Source organism: Sphingobium sp. LSP13-1-1.1 (assembly GCF_040676415.1).
In the GTDB taxonomy this organism is placed as follows: domain Bacteria; phylum Pseudomonadota; class Alphaproteobacteria; order Sphingomonadales; family Sphingomonadaceae; genus Sphingobium.
This window is the reverse complement of the sequence record NZ_JBEGHU010000016.1, coordinates 18,807-40,775: the sequence shown is the minus strand read 5'-3', so window position 1 is coordinate 40,775 and position 21,969 is coordinate 18,807. Positions and strand designations below refer to the sequence as shown.

Sequence of the window (21,969 nt, the reverse complement as noted above, 5' to 3'; positions counted from 1 at the left end):
TCCGCTTCGCGTTCGCCTTCTCAACGCCAACCTCTTCCATGATCGAGCCGCGCCAGCTTGATACCACCGGGCGCCAATTTTCGGGGCTGATCCAGGGATTATGCTTCTGATGCTGCTTGGCGGCCGAGCCGATATCCCACATGATCGGTTCGCGATCGCGCATGATGAGCGCGCAGCGAAAATATTTGTCGCGCGCCCAATTGCCGATGTGCGCCGCAGTCGTATAGCGGATGTTGTTCATGTCGAACAACAGCACGGCGCCCATGTTCGACGTCTTCAGCTGGTCCTGAACGCGCTTGAACCGATATTTGCGAAGCCGGTCGAAATCGACCCGATTCTCCCAATCCACGGCCATGATCGCATTTTGCGAAGCACCCCGCTTGAATTCCTCCGGCAGCATCTCCGGAGTACAATGGATGTGTTGAGGGTGGCTACACATGTCGCTCTCCAATGGTCCAATTAAACAGGTGCGTATTCGTCGGCAGACGCCGTATCAAAATGCGCACAGGGCGAATCCGCAGGGGCGAATCCAGAGCCTGATTTCGGTCAGATAGTTAGGTGGCCGCTGCCCACCGGTCGCGCGCAATGCTTCATGAAATGCCATGCCCAAATCCCCTATCTTCAGGCTCGTCGCGTATTTCAGTCGCTACGCCGAGGACCCACACTCGGCGAACTTTGTAAGAGAATAAGGGCTGAATGGCCGTCGCCGTTAGGATTGAAGGCTTGATCGCTTGAACTACTTTGTCTGCTGCACAGCGTGCAAAGTAACTTTCTAGAGCGGGTTTCGATCTGATTGAATCAGATCGCCGCTCTGAATTCTTTGGCTTCCGCGATTTCTTAACCAGCGATCGGTTCCGATCGCTTGGAAATCACTCTATTCTTCGATCGCGACGTGATCTTTGGTATTCTGAACATACTTCAGCGGATTGTATCGCACCTCCGGTGCGGAGACGGGGGGTGTCGCCGCACACATGGATAGAACCGTCATCACCTGGGGATGATAGCTCAATGTAGACAACCAATACCCCCAGCCCGAGACGCAAATATATTTAAGTTCACAACGGTCATCGAAACGTGGCGAAGTTTTCCGACCCAGTTCCAAATGCTCGATACCGTAATGGCGGCATGATCGGCCTCCGCAGCACCGAGATCGAGTACGCGCCGACAACCGCGCAGGTGATGGGCTGGATCGTCCACATCGATCCAGCCCATCACCGGACACTTCAGCCATCGATCAGACACGCGTCAGATCGGTAGGCTTAACAGTGGTCAACAGATCCTGATCACGCCGGCTCGGCGGACAGTTCCTTGAGGACGTCCCGGGTCAATTCGGGAGTGAGCTTGATGAAATGCCCATCGACGGTCGGCGGAAAAGATGTGAGCCCGCCCAATATGTCGGTCTTCGCCAGGATTACCGTCGGCCGATCCGACGCAAGCGCATCATCCATGCCCTGCCGGAGCGCATCAATGTCATGGCCATCGCATTCGACGACGTTCCATCCGAAGGAACGCCATTTGTCAGCAATTGGTTCGACCGTGGTGACGAAGGTGATCGGCCCGTCAACCTGGGAATTGTTGACGTCCATCACCGCAATCAGATTGTTGACCTTGTGATGAGCGGCGAACATGGCCGCTTCCCAGGTCTGTCCTTCTTCCATCTCGCCATCGCTGATCAGCGCGATCGTTCGTCCGCTTTCGCCAGCAAACCTCTGGGCGAGCGCCAGGCCAATGCCGCCGGAAAGCCCCTGCGCCAGCGAACCGCAGGTGATGTCGACAATCGGCGTGCGTTCCGTACTGATCGCTTCCAGCAATGCTTCGTCCTTGCCATAGTCGGCCAGCGCCTCGCGCGGGAGAAGGCCGATCTCCGCGGCGACGGCATAGAAAGTAATGGCATAGTGCCCCGGCGACAGCACGAAGCGGTCCACGCCCTGCCGCCAGTAATTTTCGCCGAAGATCACTGCCATGATCTCCGCCGTGCCGAGCGCCTGGCCCAGATAGCCGAAGCCCTGAATATCAACCATATTAACGGCGTTGACGCGAATCCGTCGGGCGAGATCTTCGGTGTTGGTGGACTGTGTCATGCCCCATACTCCTTGCAATATTCAAACTTCAGCGAAATGGGGGCCTGTTGGCCGCCCTCGACCAGGGGAACAGACCTGCTGAAAGCAACTTTCCGAACAGATCAACTATCGGCTGGCTTCGCCGCCCTCCCCCAATCAATGGCGCTGGGCGCTGATCGCAGACAAATCGATCTCCGATAGCTGCCGACGCCGGAATTCGAGTGGCGACACACCCAGATCCTGCCGGAACCGCCGCGAGAAATAGGCGTGATCGTCGAACCCGCATTCAAACGCCACCTGGGACACCCGCCTGTCGGTATAGATCAACAACTCACGCGCATGCTGCAGCCGCGCCTTGAGCAGAAGCTCGCCGAATGTCTGCCCGGTCACCCGCTTGATGCGGGCGGCCAAGCAGCTGGAAGAGATTGCAAGGTGGCGGGCCGCTTCGTGGATCGACAGGCGCTCGGCCAGATTGGCGTCAATGAACTGACGCAACTCGTCGATCTTGTCCGAAGCACCTTCATGCTGCTCCATCTCGGCCACCTCGACGATCTCGCTCTCAAATGCCTCCACCACCTCAAGCAGCAGGATGGAAAGCTGCGCGCGCGCATATTGCTCAGCGCCCAGGCTTTGCGAGCCGTTGCGTTCGATCAGCGAGGTCCAGATCCCCTGGAGCTTCTCCGTCAGGCAGGGATCGCATTCATAGCGCATCTGCTTCTGCGCTACGAAGGGCAGAAGTTCAGGGGCCGCGCTCAGCGTACTGGGGTGCGACCACAGGCGTTGGGCATCCGCCGGCAGTTCGGGATGCAGGAATTTCAGATTGAACTGGATGGAAAGGCTGGCGGTGTGCCCGACGATGGTCGCGCCATGGCGCAGCCCTGGCGGGGTGAAGATCAGGCTGCCGGGATTGGCTTCAATCTCCGAACTGCCATAATGCTGCATGCGGCGACCAGAGAGGATCAGCAGCGCTTCGAAATGATCGTGCGAATGGACGGGAAATACGCCACCGCGATGGCTTTCCTGGCGCGCCATGAAATATTCCGCAGTGTCGCCCCAGGTAGCCGATGCCGATAGATCGTTCATCATTTCCCCTCATTACGGAGTCGAAGGACCGTGCTGTCGTACTGGAGCTAAGCATGCCAAATCGAAAGCCGTTAGGATAGCCAACTTGATTATTGGACGAATTGGCCGTCAGCACCGGCAGCTGAGGAGGTCGAAAGAGAATGGGTGTCCCGCGCCAGCCCATATTGATCGACAATGACGTGGGAGCGATCGCGTGCGTCAGAATCTCGGCGTGGATGTCGATGACGCCCTTGCATGAAGCATGATCATCCCGATGTCTTCTGCGCGACGCTGCTCAACGCCCAGCCCCTCCTGCTCTTAGTGCCAAGAGACTTAATCCATTTCCGCCTTCCACCGATGAAAGGACGGAGATTCGCAGGGATAGCGCGCCGGAAATAGTATGAGCCGCCGTCGCGCCTAAGGAGATATGTCGACAAGAATCGCCTGCTACGTTTGCAGCAGAAAGTCGTAACAAACCCTATTTTGCGGATTTTCTCTAACAAATTCAATGTGTTAGAGTTAGTGGTGCCGCTTACGTGACTCGAACACGTGACCCTCGCATTACGAATGCGATGCTCTACCAACTGAGCTAAAGCGGCATTGGGGCGGGCAGATAACAGCGCTTGACGGGAAGGACAAGGAGGCAAATGCGATTTGCCGGTCCTGCTCGTCATCAGACCGCTTCGGATCATCATTTTGTCCCGCCTTTACGTCATCTTTACCATCCCGTGGCACCGTCGATTCTCAAGGAAAAGCTTTACCTGAACCAAGGACCGATGGAATGGACACTCTGCGGGGGCATGAAATCGCCGATGACGAGGATGATTTCGGTCCTGCCGACGACGCGGCTATCGAAACGCCGCCGCTTGTCGGCGCGGATGAGCGCCGGATGCAGGTGCGCGCCTATAATTATTGGGCGTCGCTGCTCGGCGACCGCAGCCTGCCGTCCATTGAGGATCTCGCGCCTCAGGATCTGGAGGATTTCGGCCCTTACAGCGTCCTGCTGGATTTCAGCACCGGGCTGGAGAATCCCGCCATCGTCTATCTTGGCACCGCCTTGCGCGAGGAGTGCGAGATCGAGGGCTCCATCCAGTATATCAATGATGTGCCGGCCCGATCGTTGCTGTCACGGCTGACCGATCATTATCTGCAGATCATCGCCAATGCCGCACCCATCGGGTTCGAGGCCGGCTTCATCAACCAGCGCGGCGCTGAAATCCTCTATCGCGGCATTTTGATGCCCTTCTCCTCCGACGACGAGACGATCGACTTCGTCTTCGGCGTCATCAACTGGAAGGAAGCGGCAAGCCAGGCCGTCACGGCCGAAATCGATCGGGAGGTGGAGGCCGCCCTGCTATCCAGCCCCGCCGCGCCGCCCGTCGCACCGATCTGGGCGGACGGTCCGGCGGTCGACGGGTTCGACACGCTCGACCTGGGCGGCATGGAAAGCCCGAATGAGGACGCACCCCTTGCCGACTGGCTGGCCCTCGCCCGCGACAGTGCGGAGCAGGCACGCACCAGCGAAGCGCGCAGCCATGCGGCGCTCTATCGCGCCATCGGCCTCAGCTACGACTTTGCGCTGGTCACGCTTGCCCGGCCCGACGAATATGCCGAACTGCTGGAGGATAGCGGCCTCAAGGTCCAGGCGCGCGCGCCGATGACCGCTGTCGTCAAGCTGGTCTTCGGCTCCAGCTACGACAAGACGCGCATCACCGAATATGCCACGGCCCTGGATCATGCCCGTGCCAACGATGTCGCCTTGGGCAGCTTTGGCGATTATCTCGCCAATTATGATGGCGGGCTGAAAGCACTGGTCCGCAACGAACGCGCCCAGCGCCGCACCGACGGTCCGGCCCGACCCGATCGCCAGCAGACCGCCCGCGCGGCGATGAGGACGGCCGCCGCGCTTGATCCCTTCGCGATCGCCACCGACGGCGACGGGCTGGCCGTGGTAATCGCCCGGCGGGAAAGGGACGGATCGCTCGCCATCGTCGGCGCTCTGCCGGAAGGATCGGAAATCAGCCAGCGCGCCATTACCGCCGCTGCCGGTTGAACACGCGACCCGCGACGTCATTGATCCACCCGGTTCGTTCGAAACCCGTCGCCTCCAGACGGGTTTTTGCCAGCATGGCCTTCGGGCGATCTTCCCAAGCCGCAAATGGGTTCCCATCGCGGCTCAAGCCCTGTCCATCGGCAGAAACCGCCGCGGCAGATTGACAGAACGGGATCATGCCCCGATTTCCTGACCTATCCTCACGGGCCATCCGCCCCATGCTGCACCGCACATAATATTTCAATTTTATGTAACTTTATTTCTTATTCTGGGTTGAGCCTCCGGATGCAGTGGCGCATAGTGGACGGCATCGGTTTGAGAAGTCGCGCGGCGGTTCTCCGGCGTCTTCTCCGTTGACAGAAGCGGGACTGAACCCGCGGGCAAGAGGCAGGCGCATGACGGCATTGGCTGAATCGAAGCAAGTTGATCGGGGCATAAGCGACGCGCTGGAGGCAGCGCTGGCACGAGGCACATTGCCTGGCGAAAGCGAAGGCTTCGACCAGCACGCGATGCTGTCGGCAGCCGCCTTCATCGCCGGCACTGCAGCGACCCGCCGGCCAGGCAACGTCGCCATCGCCATGGAAACGCTGGGCGAAGGGGCGAATGGCCGCTACATGCGCATCGCCATCATCAATGACGACATGCCGTTTCTGGTCGATTCCATCGCAAATGCGCTGGCGGCAGCCGACATCATCATCCACCGCCTGCTGCATCCCGTGTTGTCGGTCGAGCGGGACGGCAACGGCCATTTGAAGGCGATCCTGGACAATGACGCCGCCGGCGCGCGTCGGGAATCAATGATCTATATCGAGGCGGACCGCGCCGATGCGAAGGCTCGCCGGACGCTTGAGAAAGCGTTGGAGGAAACGCTGGCCGACGTTCGCGCCGCGGTTATCGACTGGCCGAAGATGCGGGAGGCGATGGGCGCCGACGCAGACGCAGCGCCAGACGAGGAAGGCGCGGCGCTGCTGCGCTGGTTCCTTGCCCGTCACTTCACCCAGATCGGCCATGAAGTGCGTCATCGCGACGGGAAGGCGGGCGCACGCATCGGCGTCTGCGGCCTGCGCGACCGGCCCATGCTGGCACCCGCCACGCTGGAGGCGGCGTTCAACTGGTTCGAGGAAGGCAGGCGCGCGCCCCTCATCATCAAGTCGAACCGCCTCTCTCGGGTCCATCGGCCCGTCCTGCTGGACATGATCATCGTACCAGTGCGGGAGGGCAAGCAGGTGACGGCGCTGTCTATCCACGCTGGCATGTGGACCAGTGCCGGGCTGGCGACGACGCCTGACAAGGTGCCTCTGCTGCGGTCGGCCCTGTCGGCGCTGATGGACAAGTTCGATTTCGATCCGCACGGCCATGCGGGCAAGGTGCTGACCCATGCGCTGACTGCCCTGCCCCACGACATCCTCATCGGCTTCGACCGCGAGACCCTGGAACGGCTGGTGCTGACCTTCATGTCGCTGACCGACCGGCCGCGCCCGAAGCTGGTGCTGGGGACGAGCGCGCTCGCCCGCCATCTCTACGCCTTCGCCTGGTTGCCGCGTGAGGAACTGACCACGGCGCGACGCGTCGCGGTGCAGGACATGTTGAGCCAGGCCTGCAACGGCCCGGTGCTGAGTTGGTCGATCGCGCTGGAGGAAAGCGGCCTGGCGCTGCTGCGCATCACGCTCGATCTGCGCGACGGTGGCGTGGTGCCCGATGAACAGCCGCTCGACCGGCAATTGAAACAGATGGTGCGGGGCTGGCTGCCCGCCGTCGAGGAGGCATTGGCCGAAAGCGAGGAGGCGGGCCGCGCCGCAACGCTGGCGCAGCGTTACGCTCCCGGTTTCCCCATGGGCTATCGCAACGGCGCCGGCCCGGCGGAGGCAGCCATAGACATCCGTCTGCTCCACAGCCTTTCGGGGCCTGGCGACAAATCGATCCGTATCTATCGCAATGAAGAGAATGAGCCCGAACGGCTGCGGCTGAAGCTCTACAGCCATGACGCCATCGCCCTGTCCGAAGTGGTCCCCGCCTTCGAGAATTTCGGTTTCCGCGTCATCGACGAGATGCTGACGGCCGTTGATGCCAAGGGGCAGGAAGGTGCGCTTGGCCATGTCCAGCGCTTCGTCTTGGAACTGCCGGCGGGGGGCGATGCCGAAAGCGTGATCGCCCGCGCTGATGTCGTTACGGAGGCGATCGCCCAAGTCACAGAGGGTGTGGCGGAAAATGACCGCTTCAACGAGCTGATCGTCACCGCCGGGCTTGACCAGCGATCGGTCGTGCTGCTGCGCGCCCTGTTCCGCTATCTGCGGCAGACCGGCATGGCCTATGGCATGGCGACATTTGCCGAAACGCTGCGGCGGGAACAGGGCATCGCCCGCCAGCTCATCGAACTGTTCGAAGCGCTGCACAATCCCGAGGCGAAGGATGGCGCCGCCCGCGCCGCCGCCGCGCAACGGGAGATCGAGGCGGGACTGGGGAAGGTCACCGCCATCGACGAGGATCGCGTTCTGCGCCTGCTGCGCGCCGTGATCGCCGCAACCCTGCGCACCAATTTCTACAGCGCGGCCGCGCAGGAGGCGCTGGCGTTCAAGCTCGACAGCGCGCAGATCCCCGGCCTGCCCGCGCCGCTGCCATGGCGCGAAATCTGGGTCTATTCGCCACGGGTGGAGGGCATCCATCTGCGCGCTGGCCCCGTTGCGCGCGGCGGGCTGCGCTGGTCCGACCGGCGGGACGATTTCCGCACGGAGATCCTGGGTCTCATGAAAGCGCAGCGGGTGAAGAACGCCGTCATCGTGCCGACCGGCGCGAAGGGGGGCTTCTATCCCAAGCAGCTTCCCAGTCCGCAGGTCGATCGCGACGCCTGGTTCGCCGAGGGCACGGAAAGCTATCGCATCTTCATCCGCGCGCTGCTGTCGGTCACCGACAATATCGTCAAGGGCAAGGTGAAGCACCCGGCGCAGGTCGTCATCCATGACCGCGACGACCCCTATTTCGTCGTCGCCGCCGACAAGGGCACTGCCACCTTTTCCGACGTCGCCAACGCCCTGGCGCTGGAGCGGGACTTCTGGCTGGGCGATGCCTTCGCCAGCGGCGGCTCCAATGGCTATGACCACAAGGCGATGGGCATTACCGCGAAGGGCGCGTGGATCAGCGTGAAGCGCCATTTCGCGGAAATGGGCGTCGATGTGCAGAGCGAACCGGTCCGCGTCGTCGGCTGCGGCGACATGTCGGGCGACGTGTTCGGAAATGGCATGCTGCTCAGCCAGGCGATCAGGCTGGTCGCCGCCTTCGATCATCGCCACATCTTCCTCGATCCCGATCCCGATCCGGCGAAAAGCTGGGAGGAACGCAACCGCCTGTTCCAACTGCCCCGCTCAAGCTGGGACGATTATGACAAGAAGCTGATCTCCAAGGGCGGCGGCGTCTTCCCGCGCAGCCTGAAGAGCATTCCCCTTACTGCGGAAGTGCAGGCGATATTGGGCGTCACCGACACGGAAATGGAGCCTGGTGCGCTCATCTCCGCGATCCTGAAAAGCCCCAACGACCTGCTCTGGTTCGGCGGCATCGGCACGTATGTGAAGGCCGCTGCGCAAAGCCATGGCGACGTGGGCGATCCGGCCAACGACCGCCTGCGCGTCAATGCCGAGCAGCTTCGCGTGAAAGTCGTGGGCGAAGGAGCCAATCTGGGCGTTACCCAGGCGGCGCGCATCGCCTTTTCGCTGCGCAGCGGACGGATCAACACCGACTTCATCGACAATTCGGCGGGCGTAGACTGTTCGGACAATGAGGTGAATATCAAGATCGCGCTCAACAAGGAAATGGCGGAAGGCCGCCTGACCTTCGACGACCGCAACAAGCTGCTGGTCAGCATGACCGATGCCGTGGCCGACATCGTGCTGGAGGACAATCGCCTCCAGGCACTCGGCCTGTCCATCGCGGAGGCGGGCGGCGCGGCGGAGCTGGCGAGCTATGTGCGGCTGATCGAAACCTTCGAAGAGTCAGGCCGGCTCGATCGGCAGGTGGAGGGCCTGGCCGCCAACGACCAGTTGCTGCGGCGCGGGCAGGACGGGCTTGGCCTCACCCGGCCTGAACTGGCGGTGCTGCTCTCGACCGCCAAGCTGGCCCTGCAGGACGCGATCGAGCATGGCAACCTGGCCACCGATCCCAGCATGGACGACGAACTCGCCCAGGCCTTCCCACCCGCCATGCGCAAGAAGGAAGCGGACGCCATCGTCGCCCATGCGCTGAGGAAGGAGATCATCGCCACCAAGGTCGCGAACCGGATCGTCAACCGGCTGGGCCTTATCCATCCTTTCGAACTGGCGGAGGAAGAAGGCTGTTCGCTGGCCGACCTTGCCAGCGCCTTCCTGATCGCGGAGCGGCTCTACGACATCCGCCAGCTATGGGAGGATATCGACGCGGCGGAGATGTCCGAAGCGGCGCGCCTCGCGCTGTTCGGCGACATCGCCAATGGCATGCGGGCGCAGATCGCAGACATTCTCCGCAGCCTCCCGTCCGGCGCCTTGCCGCAGGCAGGGCATGGCGCACTGGCCAAGGGCGTGGACAAGCTGGCGAAGCGGGTGGACGACCTGCTCACCAGCGAAGCGCTGCGCCGGGTCACGGCCGTCTCCGACCGCCTGCTGTCCCTGGGCGCGCCGGAAGCGCTGACCCGCCGCACCGCCGGGCTGTTCAAGCTGGATGGCGCGGTCGGCATCGCGGCGCTGGCCGGACGCCTGTCACTCGACGAGGTCGCCCTCACCCGCGCCTTCACCCATCTGGGCGAAGCAGTCGGCATTGACTGGGTCCAGTCCACCGCCGCGCGCATGGCCCCGTCCGATCCATGGGAACGTCTGCTTATTTCCGGGGTGGCGCGCGACATGCAGCAGGTGCGGCTCGACTTCCTCGCCCAGGGGTCAGGCAAGGATATCGCCCATCATGTCGAATCCTGGCTGAAGGCAAAGGGTGCGCGGATCCAGCAGTTCCGCGCCCTTGTCCAACGCGCCAAGGGGGCGGCGACGCCCAATGTCGCGATGCTGGCGGAAATTGCCGGCCAGGCGCGCGGATTGCTGGGGCGGTAAAGCGCTTTTCCTCGATTGCCGCCCTTCCGCAAAGACAGGAAGGGCGGCAATCGAAGACGCTTATTCGACCGCTTCCGGCTCGGCCGTCACCGGCCCTTTGCCCATTCCTGGCCCATAGACCGGCGTCAGCGGCTCCACCACGCGCCCGTGCAGCGCCTCGATCTCGGCCTTGCGCTGCTTCAGATATAGTTCGCGATAATAGGCGTAGGGATTTTCCTCGTCACGGATCTGCTGGATCGTCTCGTCAAAGGCGGCGCGTTCGCCAAGCTGGTTCAGAATCGTCGCGGGGATGACATATTTGGGTTCGTTGAACGGCTTGCCGATGGCAAAGGGCACGATCATCTTGTCGACCGTGTCACCGATGATGTCGCGAAGGGTCGTGGGGCCGACGATCGGCAGATACATGTAAGGCCCCGGACCTACCCCATAATAGCCGAGCACATTGGCAAGGCCGTTGGGCCGATAGGGCAGGAAGAAGGGCTTGCGCTTCGCCACGTCGAACAGTCCCGCCACCCCCAGCGTGGTGTTGATGGTGAAGCGGCCGGCCGTCTCCACCGCCTTGCCCGGCTTGAATTCGAGCAGATAGGCCAGGAAGACCACAGGCTCCTGCAGATTGGAGAAGAAATTGCGCAGTCCCTTGCGCGCAGGCTTGGGCAGGCCCTTGTTATAGGCCTTGGCGACCGGCTCCACCACGGCCTTGTCGACGGACTGCACCGCCTCGAAGCTCTTTTCGTTCAGCCGCTCCAGCGGATCGCCCGGCGGCGGCCGGGTGTGGCCAGTCACCACGATCTCGCCCGGCTGCGGCGCTGCCGCCGCGGATGCGGTGCTGCCCGGCAGGTTCGGCATGACCGGCGGAGGCGGTACGACCAGCACCGGCGACGCACCATCCTGTGCCGCCTGCGGGTCCACGGAGGCTCCGGACGCCGGTGCAGCGATCGCAGGGGGGGCGACCGCTGGGGCGGTGGACACAGGGGAGGCCGGCGCCATCGTCCCTTCCGGTCCCGCTTGTACCCCCATCATCAGCATTCCAGCGGCTATGGCCGGCGTCAGCATATCGTCATTCCTTGCAGGCAGGCCTTTGCGACTGATGACATTTTCCGTGTCACGCTCGTCATCAAAGGCGGCTAGTTGCCAAGGGGTCACGCGTCAATAGCATGACGTCGCCCCCTGCGCCGGACCGCCGTTCATCGGCAAGGATCCGGTCGCATACATTTTGATACAAATTTGCCGTGGCCCCCGTTTGCAATTGCGAGTCGTTCGCGTTATGGAGGCCGCCTCTTCTCTACAGGACTCGTCCCGCTTCCGATGCACGCCCCCGTCCGCACTCAGCCGAACAAGAAGAAGAGCCCCAAGGCCTTCTGGCTGAAACAGCTTCATACCTGGCATTGGGTGAGTTCAGCGATCAGCCTGATCGGATTGCTGCTGTTCGCCTTCACCGGCATCACGCTGAACCACGCCGCCGATGTGGAGGGCACGCCGCAGACGGTGAGCAAATCCGCCATCCTGCCGCCCGCCCTGCGCGGGCAGGTGGCGCCCGACGATGCGCCCGACGCCAGGAAACCGCTGCCTGCTCCGATCGCCCAATGGGTGGAGAAGACGATCGGCCAAAGCGGCGCGGGCGAAGCGGAATGGTCAGCGGACGAAGTCTATCTTGCCTTGCCGCGCCCCGGCGGCGACGGCTGGATATCGATCGACCGGCATAGCGGCGAGGTCACCAGCGAGGCGACCAGCCGCGGCTGGATCAGCTATCTCAACGACCTGCACAAGGGCCGCAATGCCGGCGATGTCTGGAAGTGGTTCATCGACATCTTCGCCATTGCCTGCTTCCTCTTCGCCCTGACCGGCCTGCTGCTGCTCTGGCTCCACGCCAGGAAGCGCCCGACCACCTGGCCGCTGGTCGCCGCGGGCCTCGCCATTCCGGCCATATTGGCCGTCATCTTCATCCATTAAAGGGGGAGTTCCTCACCGCATGCAGATCAACCACAAGATCGTCCTGACTGGCGCAGCCATGGGCGCGAGTGCAATCGCCCTGCCTGCGGCCGCGCAGACGCTGGACGTCACGCTCACCCTGCCGCGCCTGTCGGTGGCGGAATATCACCGCCCCTATGTGGCGATCTGGCTGGAGAAGGAAGGCACGCCCGCCCGCACCCTGTCCGTGCTCTACGATGTCGACAAGCGCAACAATGGCGGCGTCAAATGGCTGCGCGACATTCGCATGTGGTGGCGCGCCTCCGGTCGTTCGCTGACCCTGCCTGCCGACGGCATATCCGGCGCCACCCGCGCACCCGGCACCCATAAGCTGAGCTTCCCCGCCGGCAAGGGCGGCATGCCGGCATTGTCCCCCGGCAAATACACGCTGGTGGTGGAGGCCGCGCGCGAATCCGGAGGACGCGAGGTGGTTCGCGTCCCGCTCAACGTGACGGCGGCCGGCGCCAAGGGCAGCGGCAGTGGGCAGTTCGAGCTGGGCGCGGTCAACGCCGTGCTGTCGCGCTGAGGGGAGGAAGTCATGATGAAGTTCCGCAAACCGCTGTTCCTGCTCGCCGCGACGGTCGCCATGGCTCTGCCGCAAATGGCGGGCGCGGCGCGGCCCTGGATGCTGCCCTCCGAAACCATGTTCGCCGGCTCCGGCAATGAATGGGTAACGGTGGACGCCGCCATTTCGAGCGATCTTTATTATTTCGACCATCCGGGCCAGGACTGGCAGCCGGTGGTGACCGCACCCGACGGCAGTGCAGTCCAAGTGGAAAATCGTAGCGTCGGCAAGTTGCGCCAGACCTTCGACCTGGGCATCAAGACCAAGGGCACCTACAAGATCGCCATCGTCAACGAGATGCTGATGGGCAGCTACATGCTGGATGGCGAGCGCAAGATGCTGCCCCGCGGCACCACGGCCGCGACGCTGGCGACCGCCGTGCCGCAGGGCGCGACAGACGTGCAGACGGCGACGGCGCGCACCCGGATCGAAACCTTCGTGACAGCGGGCGAACCGGACCGAAAGGTCTTCACAACGACCGGCACGGGGCTGGAGATGGTGCCCGTCACCCATCCCAATGACCTTGCGGTGGGTGAACCCGCCACCTTCCAGTTCCTGCTGAACGGCAAGCCGGCAGCTGGCATGGATGTCGTCGCCATTCCGGGCGGCATCCGGTATCGGTCGGACCTCGGGCAGATGGACGTGAAAACCGACGCCAACGGCAAGGTCAGCTTCACCTGGCCGGAAGCAGGCATGTATTGGGTCAGCATCAGTTCCGGCGGACGGCGCGGACCTGGTCCGGGTGCGGGCGGTACAGGCAATGCGCCCGGCGCGGGGCGGCCGCAGGGTCAGGCGCAGGGTGAAGGCGGCCCCCGCCCGCTCATGGGTCCGCCCCAGGACCGCGCCACCTATGCGATGACGGTAGAGGTGCAGGGCTGATCCCCGACGCGATCCGCATCGCCATCCCGCCCGGCCTCTCGCCCGCCCTGTTCGAATCGAGCAATCGGGCGGGCAGGATCAGCGCCCTTGGCGGTCCGACCATGGGCACAAGCTGGTCCGCCCGCATCGTGGACGCACCCCCCGACAGCAGAGCGGCGATAGAGGCAGTGCTGGGCCGGGTCATTGCGCAGATGAGCAATTGGGAGGAGCATTCCGCCATTAGCCGCTTCAACGCCGCGCCGGTCGGCGATTGGATGCCGCTTCCCCCTGACATGATGACCGTGCTGCGCGCCGGACTGGACATGGCCCGGATATCGGGCGGCGCCTTCGATCCGGCGGTGGGCCGGCTGGTGGAGAAATGGGGCTTTGGTCCCAACGGGCCGACGGGCCTTTCCGTCGTGCCCCATCACCCCTCCCCCTGGAGCGTCATCGAGATCAAAGGCGACAGCGCCCGGCGGACGGCTGATGTGACATTGGACTTTTCAGGCATCGCCAAGGGCTTTGCCGTGGACATGGTCGCCGATACGCTACGCGAGTTGGGCGCGGCACATTTCCTTGTCGAAATCGGCGGCGAATTGCGCGGACAAGGCGTCAGGCCTGATCTTCAGCCCTGGTGGGTGGATGTGGAGGCCCCTCCCGGTCTTTCGCTGCCAAGCCTCCGCATCGCTCTTTGCGGCCTGTCCGTCGCGACGTCCGGCGATTATCGCCGCTTCCGCGAAGAAGGAGGCGCTCGCCTCTCCCACAGCATGGATCCCGCCCGCGGCGCGCCGATCGCCAACGATGTCGCCTCGGTGACGGTGCTCCACGACAGCGCGATGTGGGCCGATGCCTGGGCCACGGCGATCACCGTCCTTGGCCATGACGCCGGCATGACCCTCGCCACCCGCCACGGGATCGCTGCCTGCCTGATCCGGAGGCTGCAAGGAAGGGGGCAGGAATATGTGACCCCTGCCCTTGCCGCCATGCTGGAGTGAATGGCGGATGGTCGGATCCTCCTCATCGCAAGACAAGGAGGATCGCCCGGCTCAGTTGCAGACCCGCACCTTCACGCGACGGTCGCGATAATGGTTGTAGCGCCACTCCGTCCAGCAACGCTGGCGATAATGCCCGCGCCAGTAGCGCCGGTCGCCGCGCCAGTGACGGCGGTCGTCATCGCGCCAGTCGCGCCTGCCGTCCCAACGGCGGTCATCCCAACGGTCGCCGTGATATCCGTCGCGATAACCGTAGCCGCCATAATATTGCGCCTGTGCAGGGCCTGCACCGACCCCCATGGCGGTGATCGCCAGGCCCAGAGCCGCCGCACCCTTCCACAAGATATTCATGTCCGTCTCTCCTCAACATGGACACCCGTCACCGGGCCATGGTGGGAAGATGCGCCGACCTTACTGAACCGTCCGGGAACGACGTCGTCAGCCCCCGTTCATGGATTCTCAGCGGCCGCGCAGGGCGCCTTCCGCCTCCAGCATATAGTCGCGCGTGATCGGCAGGCTGCGGCGGTCCCGGACATATTGGACCTGGTAATTCACCATGCTGCCATGCTCGAACACCGTGGCGGCACCCGCCAGATAGAAGGTCCAGAGGCGGAAGAACCGCTCGTCATAAAGCGCGATGATGTCGGCCTTGTGCGCCAGGGTCCGCTTGTACCATTCGCGGATGGTGAGGCCGTAATGCATCCGCAACACCTCCACATCCGTGACCATCAGCCGCGTGCCCTCGCTGCCCTGGATCATCTCCGACAGGGCGGGGATATAGCCGCCGGGGAAGATATATTTCTGGGTGAAGGCATCGGTGATCCCCGGCCCGTCGACCCGCCCGATGGTGTGGATCAGCATGACCCCGTCGGGCGTCAGCAGGTCGCGGCATTTGTTGTAGAAGGTGCGGTAATCCTTGGTCCCGACATGCTCGAACATGCCCACCGACACGATGCGGTCAAATGGCCCCTCCATGTCGCGATAGTCGATCAGTTCGAAACGCACATGGTCGGCCACGCCCAGGTCCTGCGCCCGCTGCCGCGCGACTTTCAACTGCTCCTCCGACAAGGTGATGCCGGTCACGTCGACACCGCAGGTGCGATGCAGGTACAGCGCCATGCCGCCCCAGCCGCAGCCTATGTCCAGCACCTTCATCCCCGGCTTCAGGTGCAGCTTGGCCGCGATATGGGCCTTCTTGTCCTCCTGTGCTTGTTCCAGGCTGATGCCCGCCTCATTGTCGGCATCGGGGAAATAGGCGCAGCTATATTGCCGGTCACGGTCAAGAAAGAGCGCGTAGAGCGCGCCCGACAGATCATAGTGATGCGCGACATTGGCCTTCGCACGGGAACGGTGATTGGCCGCCCACAGCTTCCGGCGGATCGCCTTGAAACCACGCTTGACGGAACCCAGGTCGCTGATCGACTTGCCCGTTTCCCACGCATTGTTCATGCGGATGAGCGAGATCAGTTCCATGATCCCGCCGCCCTCTATGGTGACCCGCCCGTCCATGAACGCCTCGGCCATGCCCAGGCGCGGATCCTTGATGATGTCGAACGGCACCCGCGCATCATGGAATTTCAGCGCCAGCGCAGGAAAGCCGGGTTCGGCGACCCCGACCGTGATCTTCCTGCCGTCATGATAGTAGATGTCGAGCTGGCCGCGCGTGACGAGCCGTTTGATGACGCGATCGAACAATTTCATGGGACCACCCTGTCAGGTCATTTCGTTCGCGTCAAATGCCTGCATACCAATCATAGCCGGCGCGGTCCTCCCAATAGCCGCCCTTCCCTCCTGCTATGCCGTGGAGACTTGCAACCGCTTCAATCTTCATCAGATATTTCGCCTGCTTGTAGCCCAGTTGCCGCTCCACCCTCAGCCGGAGCGGCGCGCCGTTCGCCACGCGCAAGGGCCGGTCGTTCAGCGCGAAGGCCAGGATGGTCTGCGGGTGGAAGGCGTCCACCAGATCGATGCTCTCATAATAGCCGCCTCCGCCGCCCATGTCGTCGGCGCAGTGAAAGACGATGTAGCGTGCCCCATCCCGCAGCCCCGCCACGTCCAGAATCCGCTTCAACGGCACGCCCCGCCATTTGCCGATGGCACTCCACCCCTCGACGCAGTCATGGCGCGTGATCTGCTCGCGATGGGGCAAGGTCCGGATCTGCGCCAGCGAAAGGGAAAGCGGCCGTGCCACGAGTCCGGCTACATCCAGCCGCCAGTCGGCAAAATCGCGGCGCCACAGCGCCTTATATTCGGGCGTGTTCGGATTGGCGGTGCCGTTGGGCCGGAAAAAGGGCGAGATCTGGTCGGGCCGAAACTCCCGCGCCAGCGCGTCCCGGGTCATCAGGCTGCGCTGCGCCCATTTGTGGAAATTCGCGGCGGAAAACAGCGTCTCGCGGACTGTCTCGTTCTTCGCAAGCCGATCGCATCCCACAAGCGTCGCAGCGGCGCCCAGCACCAGGCTGCGCCGGTTGAGGATCAGGCTCATCGCCGCACCTCGGGCAGGCGGTATCGACCGCTGATCATCGAGCGGATTTCGTTCAGGGGGCCGGCAAGCAGCACCATCAGCATATGCACCAGGAAGAAAGCCACCAGCGTGAAGGCCGCGATGAAATGGATCGAGCGCGCCGATTGCCGACCGCCGAACAGGTCGACCAGCCAGGGCCATGCCGCGTTCATCCCCGGCGCCATCGTCAGCCCGGTCAGTATCACGAGCGGCAGCAAGACGAAGATCACGCCGATATAGCTTCCCTTTTGCAAAACATTGTACCGCAGCGCCGCTTCGCCGGTCGGGAAGCGCAGCCGGGCATGGTCCCGGATGTCCTGCCAGATGTGGCGGGGCGCCAGCTCCCCCCGCCGGAAGGCGAGGTCACGCCCCAGATGCCCGCCGAACAGGCTCCAGAGCATATAGAGGAGCAGCGCAAAGGCAAAGATCGGCGCGGCGGTCAGATGCCAGTGCCGCGACATCGCCAGATCATAATGGGCGGGCAGGGTCAGCCAGCGTCCGAACCGCCCAAGTTCCAGCCAGGGCCGGTCGAAATTCGCGCCATATTGCCCCCAATAGAGCCGGGGATGCGCGTTGAAGATGCCAAGCCCGCTGGCGAACAACGTGTAGAGCAGCAACGCATTCAGCCAATGCCACAAACGCGTCGGCCACCGGTGGCGCAGCACCAGCTTCGGTTCGGCCGATCCTGCCTGGGATGAGAGACGGTCCATGGGCAACTGTTACCCCTTTGCACCAGCAGCGTCAAAAAGGATGGACTGCCCTGCCCCATGAATCATTTTTCATGCTTCCATTCATGTGGGAGCCAGATTTCGGGTCCATAAGCACCCCTGCCGGGAGCAAGTCAATTTCCCGGCTTTTGAAGCTTCTATGGATCGATGCCCTGTCAATTCAAGAGGGACAAAATGGAAAATATTTTACAACTCAGTCTCTTTTAAAAACCGATTGAGAACATAAATCGATCTCACCCGGTTCAGGGTATAGAACAAGTCAAGAGGAATACCATGAAAACTGCGATTTTCGCAGCGATTGCTGCTGCCACCGTTTCTGTTCCTGCCTTTGCTCAGGATGCTGCACCCTTTACTGGGCCGCGCGCTGGCGTCACCATGGGTTATGACAAGGTCCATGGCGGCGACGGCTTCAGCTACGGTGTATCCACCGGCTATGACCTGGCCGTCACCCCGCGCGTAACCTTCGGTCCGGAAGTGTCGTTCAGCGATTCCACGGCCAAGTTCGGCGGCGTCGATGCGAGCCGCGATCTCGCCGCATCGGTGCGCCTGGGCTATGTCGTGACGCCGCAGGTGCTGGCGTTCGGCAAGGTGGGCTACGCCAACAGCCGCTTCGAAATTCCCGGCGACCACCAGACGCTGGAAGGCGTCCGCTATGGCGGTGGCCTCGAATATTCGGTAACGCCGCGCACCTATATCTCGGCCGAATATCAGCGGACCGAATATGAAAATAATTTTGGCGGTCGGGACGCGGGCGTAGTGGGCGTCGGCTTCCGCTTCTAGAGCGGGTTTCCCGCGATTTCCTAACCAGCGATCGCTTCCGATCGCTTGGAAATCGCTCCAGGCGAGACGCGATTCAAAAATGGGGCGGCCCCAGCGGAGCCGCCCCATTTTCATGCAAAGTCAGACTGTTGCGAAAAAGCATCATACATTTGTAAAGTTCATATCCATGTTGCAACAATGACAATCTCGTTACATATGCGCGTCGTCAGCGATCAGTTTCGCTGCATGCAGGACGGGAGGATAGGCCGGTCAATATCGGCGTTCCAGATGACGATCAAATAATGACATGTAACGTCATCCCGTAAAAAGAACAAACGACAGTCCAAATTACAGGACTGTTCGTTTCTGATGATATGAGGATTTTATGAAGACTGTGATTTTCGCAGCCCTTGCTGCTGCCGCCATTTCCGCTCCCGCTTTCGCTCAGGACGCCGCGCCCTTCACTGGCCCGCGCGCGGGCGTCATCGGCGGCTATGACAAGCTCGGCGGTAACGACGGCTTCGCTTATGGCGTGTCGACCGGCTACGACCTGGCCGTCACCCCGAACATCACCTTCGGCCCGGAAGTGTCGTTCAGCGACACCACTGTCGGCGGCAATGGCACGGAAGTCAGCCGTGACCTGGCTGCTTCGGTCCGTCTGGGCTACATCCTGACCCCGCGCGTTCTCGCCTTCGGCAAGGTCGGCTATGCCAACACCCGCCTCGAAGCGTCGAACAGCAACTTCGGTGGTTCGATCGAAGGCGTTCGCTACGGCGGTGGCATCGAATTCGCAGTGACCGGCAACACCTACATCTCGGCTGAATATCAGCGCAGCGAGTATGAGGACAATGTCAGCCGTGATGCCGGCATCGTCGGCGTCGGTTTCCGTTTCTAATCCCTCTCGGATGGAACAGGGAAAGGGCGGTCCTGACGGGCCGCCCTTTTTCTATGCCCAAGGCAGGGGTTTCAGGTCCGGCGCCATCCAGGTCCGCCGCGCTTCCGCCGACATCAACCGCTCACGCGACCAATAGGCAAGCGGCCAATCCTTGTCGGCCATGGGGGAGGCCATCAGCGCGGCAAAGGCTTGCCCTGGCGACACGCCTTCCGGCAATCCCGCCAGGACCGCCCGCGCCGCGCCCAGCGACGCCTGTGTGATCGTCTCATGATAGCCGGACGTATCGCTGTTCACGCCGCCCACGCTTTCATTATAGGCCGCGATCATCCCCGGCATGTCGCGCTCCGGCACCAGATCAGGCCGCCGCAGCATCAGCCATAATGCCATCGCAAAATGGGCCCTGTGGGTCCACTCCTCCTTGGGGAGCGTTCGCGCGCAAAAGCCCGTCGCGATCCATTCAATCTCTTCGTCCGTCATTCCCATTCACCCTTCTTCATGCCGCCCGGACGAAGGGCCAAAGAAAAACCCCGCCGTTCCGGGCGGGGTTTCGTTTCTCGTGCCACTTGGGCGCGCACCATCAGCCCCGCTCTATCCGAGCGCGGCTTGCTTCTCCGCCGCCAGCCGGTCGAGTTCTGCGCGACTCTTCTTCTCGCTCGCGGACTTGAGCTGCCCGCAGGCCGCCATGATGTCCCGTCCGCGGGGCGTGCGCACCGGCGCGCTGATCCCGCCCTCGAACACGATGTCGGAAAAGCGCCTGATGCGTTCGGGCGTCGAACATTCATAATCCGTGCCCGGCCAGGGATTGAACGGGATCAGATTGACCTTCGCCGGCAGCTTGTACTGGCGGAGCAGGCGGACCAGTTCCCGCGCATCCTCGTCGCTGTCGTTCTTGTCCTTGATCATGACATATTCGAAGGTGATGCGCCGCGCATTGTTCGCGCCCGGATAGTCGGCGCAGGCCTGCAAAAGCTGATCGATGCCGAACTTCCTGTTGAGCGGCACCAGTTCGTCGCGCACATCCTTGGTAACGGCATGCAGCGACACGGCAAGGTTGACGCCGATCTCTTCGCCCGCCCGCGCCATCATCGGCACGACGCCGGAGGTGGAGAGGGTGATGCGCCGCTTCGACAGGGCGAGGCCATCGCCGTCCATCACGACCTTCAACGCGTCGCGCACATGGTCGAAATTGTAGAGCGGCTCGCCCATCCCCATCATCACGATGTTGGTCAGCATGCGACCGTCGGTCGTATATTGCGAGGCGTCGTCGGCCTCATCGTCATTGGCCGACGCCATGCTCCCCTTGGGCCATTCGCCAAGGGCATCGCGGGCCAGCATGACCTGGCCCACAATCTCGCCCGGCGTCAGGTTGCGCACCAGCCGCATCGTGCCGGTATGGCAGAAACGGCAGTTGAGCGTGCAGCCCACCTGGCTCGACACGCAGAGCGTGCCCCGATCCGCGTCCGGGATGAACACCATCTCATAATCCTGGCCATCATCGGAGCGCAGCAGCCACTTGCGCGTGCCGTCGCTGGAGACCTGCGCCTCGACCACTTCCGGGCGCCCTACGACGAAACGCTCCGCCATCCAGCCGCGCATCGGCTTGGCGAGGTCAGTCATGGCGTCGAAATCAGTCTCGCCGCGATGATAGAGCCAGTGGAAAAGCTGCTTGGACCGCAGCTTCGCCTGCCTGGCGTCGAGCCCGGCCTCTTCCAGCACATCCTTGATCTGCGGCCGCGACAGTCCCATCAGGTCGATCCGTCCATCCTCGCGGGGCGTAACGGCGCGGGGCACGGGCACAGGGTCGATAGCGCCGGGAATCGGCATCAGGGGGTTGGCGGCTGTCTGCATGGCCGCGCCCATAGCGGATTTTGGGGGAATTTGGAAGGGCGACCGCATGAACCCGCCCACTTCCACCCGGCTCACCGCAATCGCGCGCATCCCAGTGCCGCCGCATCGATCGCCGTGGCCGCGCCGCGCAACGCATAGGTGTCGGCAAAGCCGCGCCCGCGCCCGTCCCGCGTTTGCACGCTCATGCTGGTCGCGGAGCGCATCGCAGCGACGATCGCGGCATCCACCCGCGCATCGGGCGCCCAGGCATCGACCTGCCCCGCCACCAGTGAAAAGCGGCGATCCCCCACATTCAGGATCACCGCCGCATCGCTCGCCCGCATCCGGCTCAGGCGGAAATGCACCTGACCCCGCACCCGCTGGCGCGGCCAGCTTCCCACCGCGGCAAAGCCGTCACCGCCGGTCGCCACCGGCACGGACAGCGCATAGCAGCGCGGACCATTGGCATCAGGAAGGGCAGGATCGCGAAACGCGCCCCATGCTTCGAAAACGCCCAGCGAATCCCGCGCCTCGGCCGCGACGCCAGTCATCATGAAGGGCAGGACGAGGAGCCATGGAGCTTTCACATCACCGGCAAAGCGCATGCTGATCCCTTTTGCAACCCTTTGCCAAACG

The 21,969-nt window shown here is 63.0% G+C and carries 20 protein-coding genes and 1 tRNA gene; 8 read left to right on the top strand and 13 right to left on the bottom strand.

The features are described 5' to 3' along the window. The 5 genes from MRBLSP13_RS11205 to MRBLSP13_RS11185 form a co-directional block, all read right to left on the bottom strand. The coding region (locus tag MRBLSP13_RS11205) for a hypothetical protein (protein ID WP_363754540.1) at positions 1-400 on the bottom strand (400 nt) is incomplete at its 3' end. A gap of 883 nt (positions 401-1,283) precedes the next feature. Then, on the bottom strand, positions 1,284-2,081 hold the full coding sequence (locus MRBLSP13_RS11200; RefSeq protein ID WP_363739551.1) for a transketolase: 798 nt from the start codon (positions 2,079-2,081) through the stop codon (positions 1,284-1,286). 135 nt (positions 2,082-2,216) lie between these two features. Continuing rightward, on the bottom strand, positions 2,217-3,146 hold the full coding sequence (locus MRBLSP13_RS11195) for an AraC family transcriptional regulator (RefSeq protein ID WP_363739549.1): 930 nt from the start codon (positions 3,144-3,146) through the stop codon (positions 2,217-2,219). Between the two features lie 242 nt (positions 3,147-3,388). After that, positions 3,389-3,559 carry a DUF6538 domain-containing protein gene (locus MRBLSP13_RS11190; RefSeq protein ID WP_363739547.1) on the bottom strand — a complete coding sequence of 57 codons (171 nt, stop codon included), beginning with the start codon at positions 3,557-3,559 and terminating at the stop codon, positions 3,389-3,391. A gap of 86 nt (positions 3,560-3,645) precedes the next feature. Beyond that, positions 3,646-3,721, bottom strand: a tRNA-Thr gene (locus tag MRBLSP13_RS11185). Positions 3,722-3,903: 182 nt separating this feature from the next. On the opposite strand from MRBLSP13_RS11185, the gene MRBLSP13_RS11180 reads away from it, so the two are divergent. Continuing rightward, entirely contained in the window at positions 3,904-5,175 is a 1,272-nt protein-coding gene (locus MRBLSP13_RS11180; protein ID WP_363739520.1) for a PAS domain-containing protein, read from the top strand. Positions 5,176-5,570: 395 nt separating this feature from the next. Further along, on the top strand, positions 5,571-10,238 hold the full coding sequence (locus MRBLSP13_RS11175) for an NAD-glutamate dehydrogenase (RefSeq protein ID WP_363754538.1): 4,668 nt from the start codon (positions 5,571-5,573) through the stop codon (positions 10,236-10,238). Positions 10,239-10,298: 60 nt separating this feature from the next. Here the strand turns inward: MRBLSP13_RS11175 and MRBLSP13_RS11170 are convergent, their stop codons facing one another. Beyond that, a complete protein-coding gene (locus tag MRBLSP13_RS11170; protein WP_363754536.1) occupies positions 10,299-11,291 on the bottom strand; it encodes an MlaA family lipoprotein in 993 nt (330 codons plus the stop codon). Positions 11,292-11,543: 252 nt separating this feature from the next. Here MRBLSP13_RS11170 and MRBLSP13_RS11165 point away from each other — a divergent pair, with 252 nt between their 5' ends. The 4 genes from MRBLSP13_RS11165 (at position 11,544) to MRBLSP13_RS11150 (ending at position 14,624) form a co-directional block, all read left to right on the top strand. Next, a complete protein-coding gene (locus MRBLSP13_RS11165; RefSeq protein ID WP_363754534.1) occupies positions 11,544-12,188 on the top strand; it encodes a PepSY-associated TM helix domain-containing protein in 645 nt (214 codons plus the stop codon). 19 nt (positions 12,189-12,207) lie between these two features. Next, a complete protein-coding gene (locus MRBLSP13_RS11160; protein ID WP_363739512.1) occupies positions 12,208-12,732 on the top strand; it encodes a DUF2271 domain-containing protein in 525 nt (174 codons plus the stop codon). 12 nt (positions 12,733-12,744) lie between these two features. Next, a complete protein-coding gene (locus MRBLSP13_RS11155) occupies positions 12,745-13,650 on the top strand; it encodes a DUF4198 domain-containing protein (RefSeq protein ID WP_363739510.1) in 906 nt (301 codons plus the stop codon). Positions 13,651-13,751: 101 nt separating this feature from the next. After that, entirely contained in the window at positions 13,752-14,624 is an 873-nt protein-coding gene (locus tag MRBLSP13_RS11150; protein ID WP_363739508.1) for an FAD:protein FMN transferase, read from the top strand. Positions 14,625-14,675: 51 nt separating this feature from the next. Here MRBLSP13_RS11150 and MRBLSP13_RS11145 read toward each other — a convergent pair whose 3' ends face one another. The 4 genes from MRBLSP13_RS11145 to MRBLSP13_RS11130 all read right to left on the bottom strand — a co-directional run bounded on the left by MRBLSP13_RS11145 (position 14,676) and on the right by MRBLSP13_RS11130 (position 17,834). Beyond that, positions 14,676-14,972: a hypothetical protein gene (locus tag MRBLSP13_RS11145; protein ID WP_363739506.1), complete on the bottom strand. Its 297-nt coding sequence runs from the start codon at positions 14,970-14,972 to the stop codon at positions 14,676-14,678. Positions 14,973-15,080: 108 nt separating this feature from the next. Next, a complete protein-coding gene (locus tag MRBLSP13_RS11140; protein ID WP_363754532.1) occupies positions 15,081-16,322 on the bottom strand; it encodes a cyclopropane-fatty-acyl-phospholipid synthase family protein in 1,242 nt (413 codons plus the stop codon). A 31-nt stretch (positions 16,323-16,353) separates the two neighbouring features. Continuing rightward, a complete protein-coding gene (locus MRBLSP13_RS11135) occupies positions 16,354-17,106 on the bottom strand; it encodes a molybdopterin-binding protein (RefSeq protein ID WP_363754530.1) in 753 nt (250 codons plus the stop codon). After that, the gene (locus tag MRBLSP13_RS11130; protein WP_363739500.1) at positions 17,103-17,834 is read right to left on the bottom strand and encodes a cytochrome b/b6 domain-containing protein; all 732 of its coding nucleotides are present in this window, start codon (positions 17,832-17,834) and stop codon (positions 17,103-17,105) included. Before MRBLSP13_RS11130 ends, MRBLSP13_RS11135 begins: the two co-directional genes overlap by 4 nt. A gap of 291 nt (positions 17,835-18,125) precedes the next feature. Here MRBLSP13_RS11130 and MRBLSP13_RS11125 point away from each other — a divergent pair, with 291 nt between their 5' ends. Both MRBLSP13_RS11125 and MRBLSP13_RS11120 read left to right on the top strand, forming a co-directional pair. After that, positions 18,126-18,632, top strand: coding sequence for a porin family protein (locus tag MRBLSP13_RS11125; protein WP_363754528.1), 507 nt, complete (start codon positions 18,126-18,128; stop codon positions 18,630-18,632). 364 nt (positions 18,633-18,996) lie between these two features. Further along, entirely contained in the window at positions 18,997-19,506 is a 510-nt protein-coding gene (locus MRBLSP13_RS11120; RefSeq protein WP_363739496.1) for an outer membrane protein, read from the top strand. A gap of 51 nt (positions 19,507-19,557) precedes the next feature. Here MRBLSP13_RS11120 and MRBLSP13_RS11115 read toward each other — a convergent pair whose 3' ends face one another. From MRBLSP13_RS11115 to MRBLSP13_RS11105, 3 genes are all read right to left on the bottom strand, one after another. Continuing rightward, entirely contained in the window at positions 19,558-19,983 is a 426-nt protein-coding gene (locus MRBLSP13_RS11115) for a hypothetical protein (protein WP_363739494.1), read from the bottom strand. 111 nt (positions 19,984-20,094) lie between these two features. Next, positions 20,095-21,354, bottom strand: a complete 1,260-nt coding sequence (gene rlmN, locus MRBLSP13_RS11110) for a 23S rRNA (adenine(2503)-C(2))-methyltransferase RlmN (RefSeq protein ID WP_363739492.1) — start codon at positions 21,352-21,354, stop codon at positions 20,095-20,097. A 71-nt stretch (positions 21,355-21,425) separates the two neighbouring features. Continuing rightward, a complete protein-coding gene (locus MRBLSP13_RS11105; protein WP_133653353.1) occupies positions 21,426-21,938 on the bottom strand; it encodes a hypothetical protein in 513 nt (170 codons plus the stop codon). Positions 21,939-21,969 lie beyond the last annotated feature (31 nt).

Excerpts from the sequence above, each read along its gene's own strand:
- MRBLSP13_RS11180 (WP_363739520.1), top strand. The coding sequence starts at position 3,904 with ATGGACACTCTGCGGGGGCATGAAATCGCCGATGACGAGGATGATTTC.
- MRBLSP13_RS11160 (WP_363739512.1), top strand. The coding sequence starts at position 12,208 with ATGCAGATCAACCACAAGATCGTCCTGACTGGCGCAGCCATGGGCGCG.
- rlmN (WP_363739492.1), bottom strand. The coding sequence starts at position 21,354 with ATGCAGACAGCCGCCAACCCCCTGATGCCGATTCCCGGCGCTATCGAC.
- MRBLSP13_RS11125 (WP_363754528.1), top strand. The coding sequence starts at position 18,126 with ATGAAAACTGCGATTTTCGCAGCGATTGCTGCTGCCACCGTTTCTGTT.
- MRBLSP13_RS11130 (WP_363739500.1), bottom strand. The coding sequence starts at position 17,834 with ATGGACCGTCTCTCATCCCAGGCAGGATCGGCCGAACCGAAGCTGGTG.
- MRBLSP13_RS11135 (WP_363754530.1), bottom strand. The coding sequence starts at position 17,106 with ATGAGCCTGATCCTCAACCGGCGCAGCCTGGTGCTGGGCGCCGCTGCG.
- MRBLSP13_RS11175 (WP_363754538.1), top strand. The coding sequence starts at position 5,571 with ATGACGGCATTGGCTGAATCGAAGCAAGTTGATCGGGGCATAAGCGAC.
- MRBLSP13_RS11140 (WP_363754532.1), bottom strand. The coding sequence starts at position 16,322 with ATGAAATTGTTCGATCGCGTCATCAAACGGCTCGTCACGCGCGGCCAG.
- MRBLSP13_RS11195 (WP_363739549.1), bottom strand. The coding sequence starts at position 3,146 with ATGATGAACGATCTATCGGCATCGGCTACCTGGGGCGACACTGCGGAA.
- MRBLSP13_RS11120 (WP_363739496.1), top strand. The coding sequence starts at position 18,997 with ATGAAGACTGTGATTTTCGCAGCCCTTGCTGCTGCCGCCATTTCCGCT.
- MRBLSP13_RS11105 (WP_133653353.1), bottom strand. The coding sequence starts at position 21,938 with ATGCGCTTTGCCGGTGATGTGAAAGCTCCATGGCTCCTCGTCCTGCCC.
- MRBLSP13_RS11155 (WP_363739510.1), top strand. The coding sequence starts at position 12,745 with ATGATGAAGTTCCGCAAACCGCTGTTCCTGCTCGCCGCGACGGTCGCC.
- MRBLSP13_RS11165 (WP_363754534.1), top strand. The coding sequence starts at position 11,544 with ATGCACGCCCCCGTCCGCACTCAGCCGAACAAGAAGAAGAGCCCCAAG.
- MRBLSP13_RS11170 (WP_363754536.1), bottom strand. The coding sequence starts at position 11,291 with ATGCTGACGCCGGCCATAGCCGCTGGAATGCTGATGATGGGGGTACAA.
- MRBLSP13_RS11115 (WP_363739494.1), bottom strand. The coding sequence starts at position 19,983 with ATGACGGACGAAGAGATTGAATGGATCGCGACGGGCTTTTGCGCGCGA.
- MRBLSP13_RS11145 (WP_363739506.1), bottom strand. The coding sequence starts at position 14,972 with ATGAATATCTTGTGGAAGGGTGCGGCGGCTCTGGGCCTGGCGATCACC.
- MRBLSP13_RS11200 (WP_363739551.1), bottom strand. The coding sequence starts at position 2,081 with ATGACACAGTCCACCAACACCGAAGATCTCGCCCGACGGATTCGCGTC.
- MRBLSP13_RS11150 (WP_363739508.1), top strand. The coding sequence starts at position 13,752 with ATGGGCACAAGCTGGTCCGCCCGCATCGTGGACGCACCCCCCGACAGC.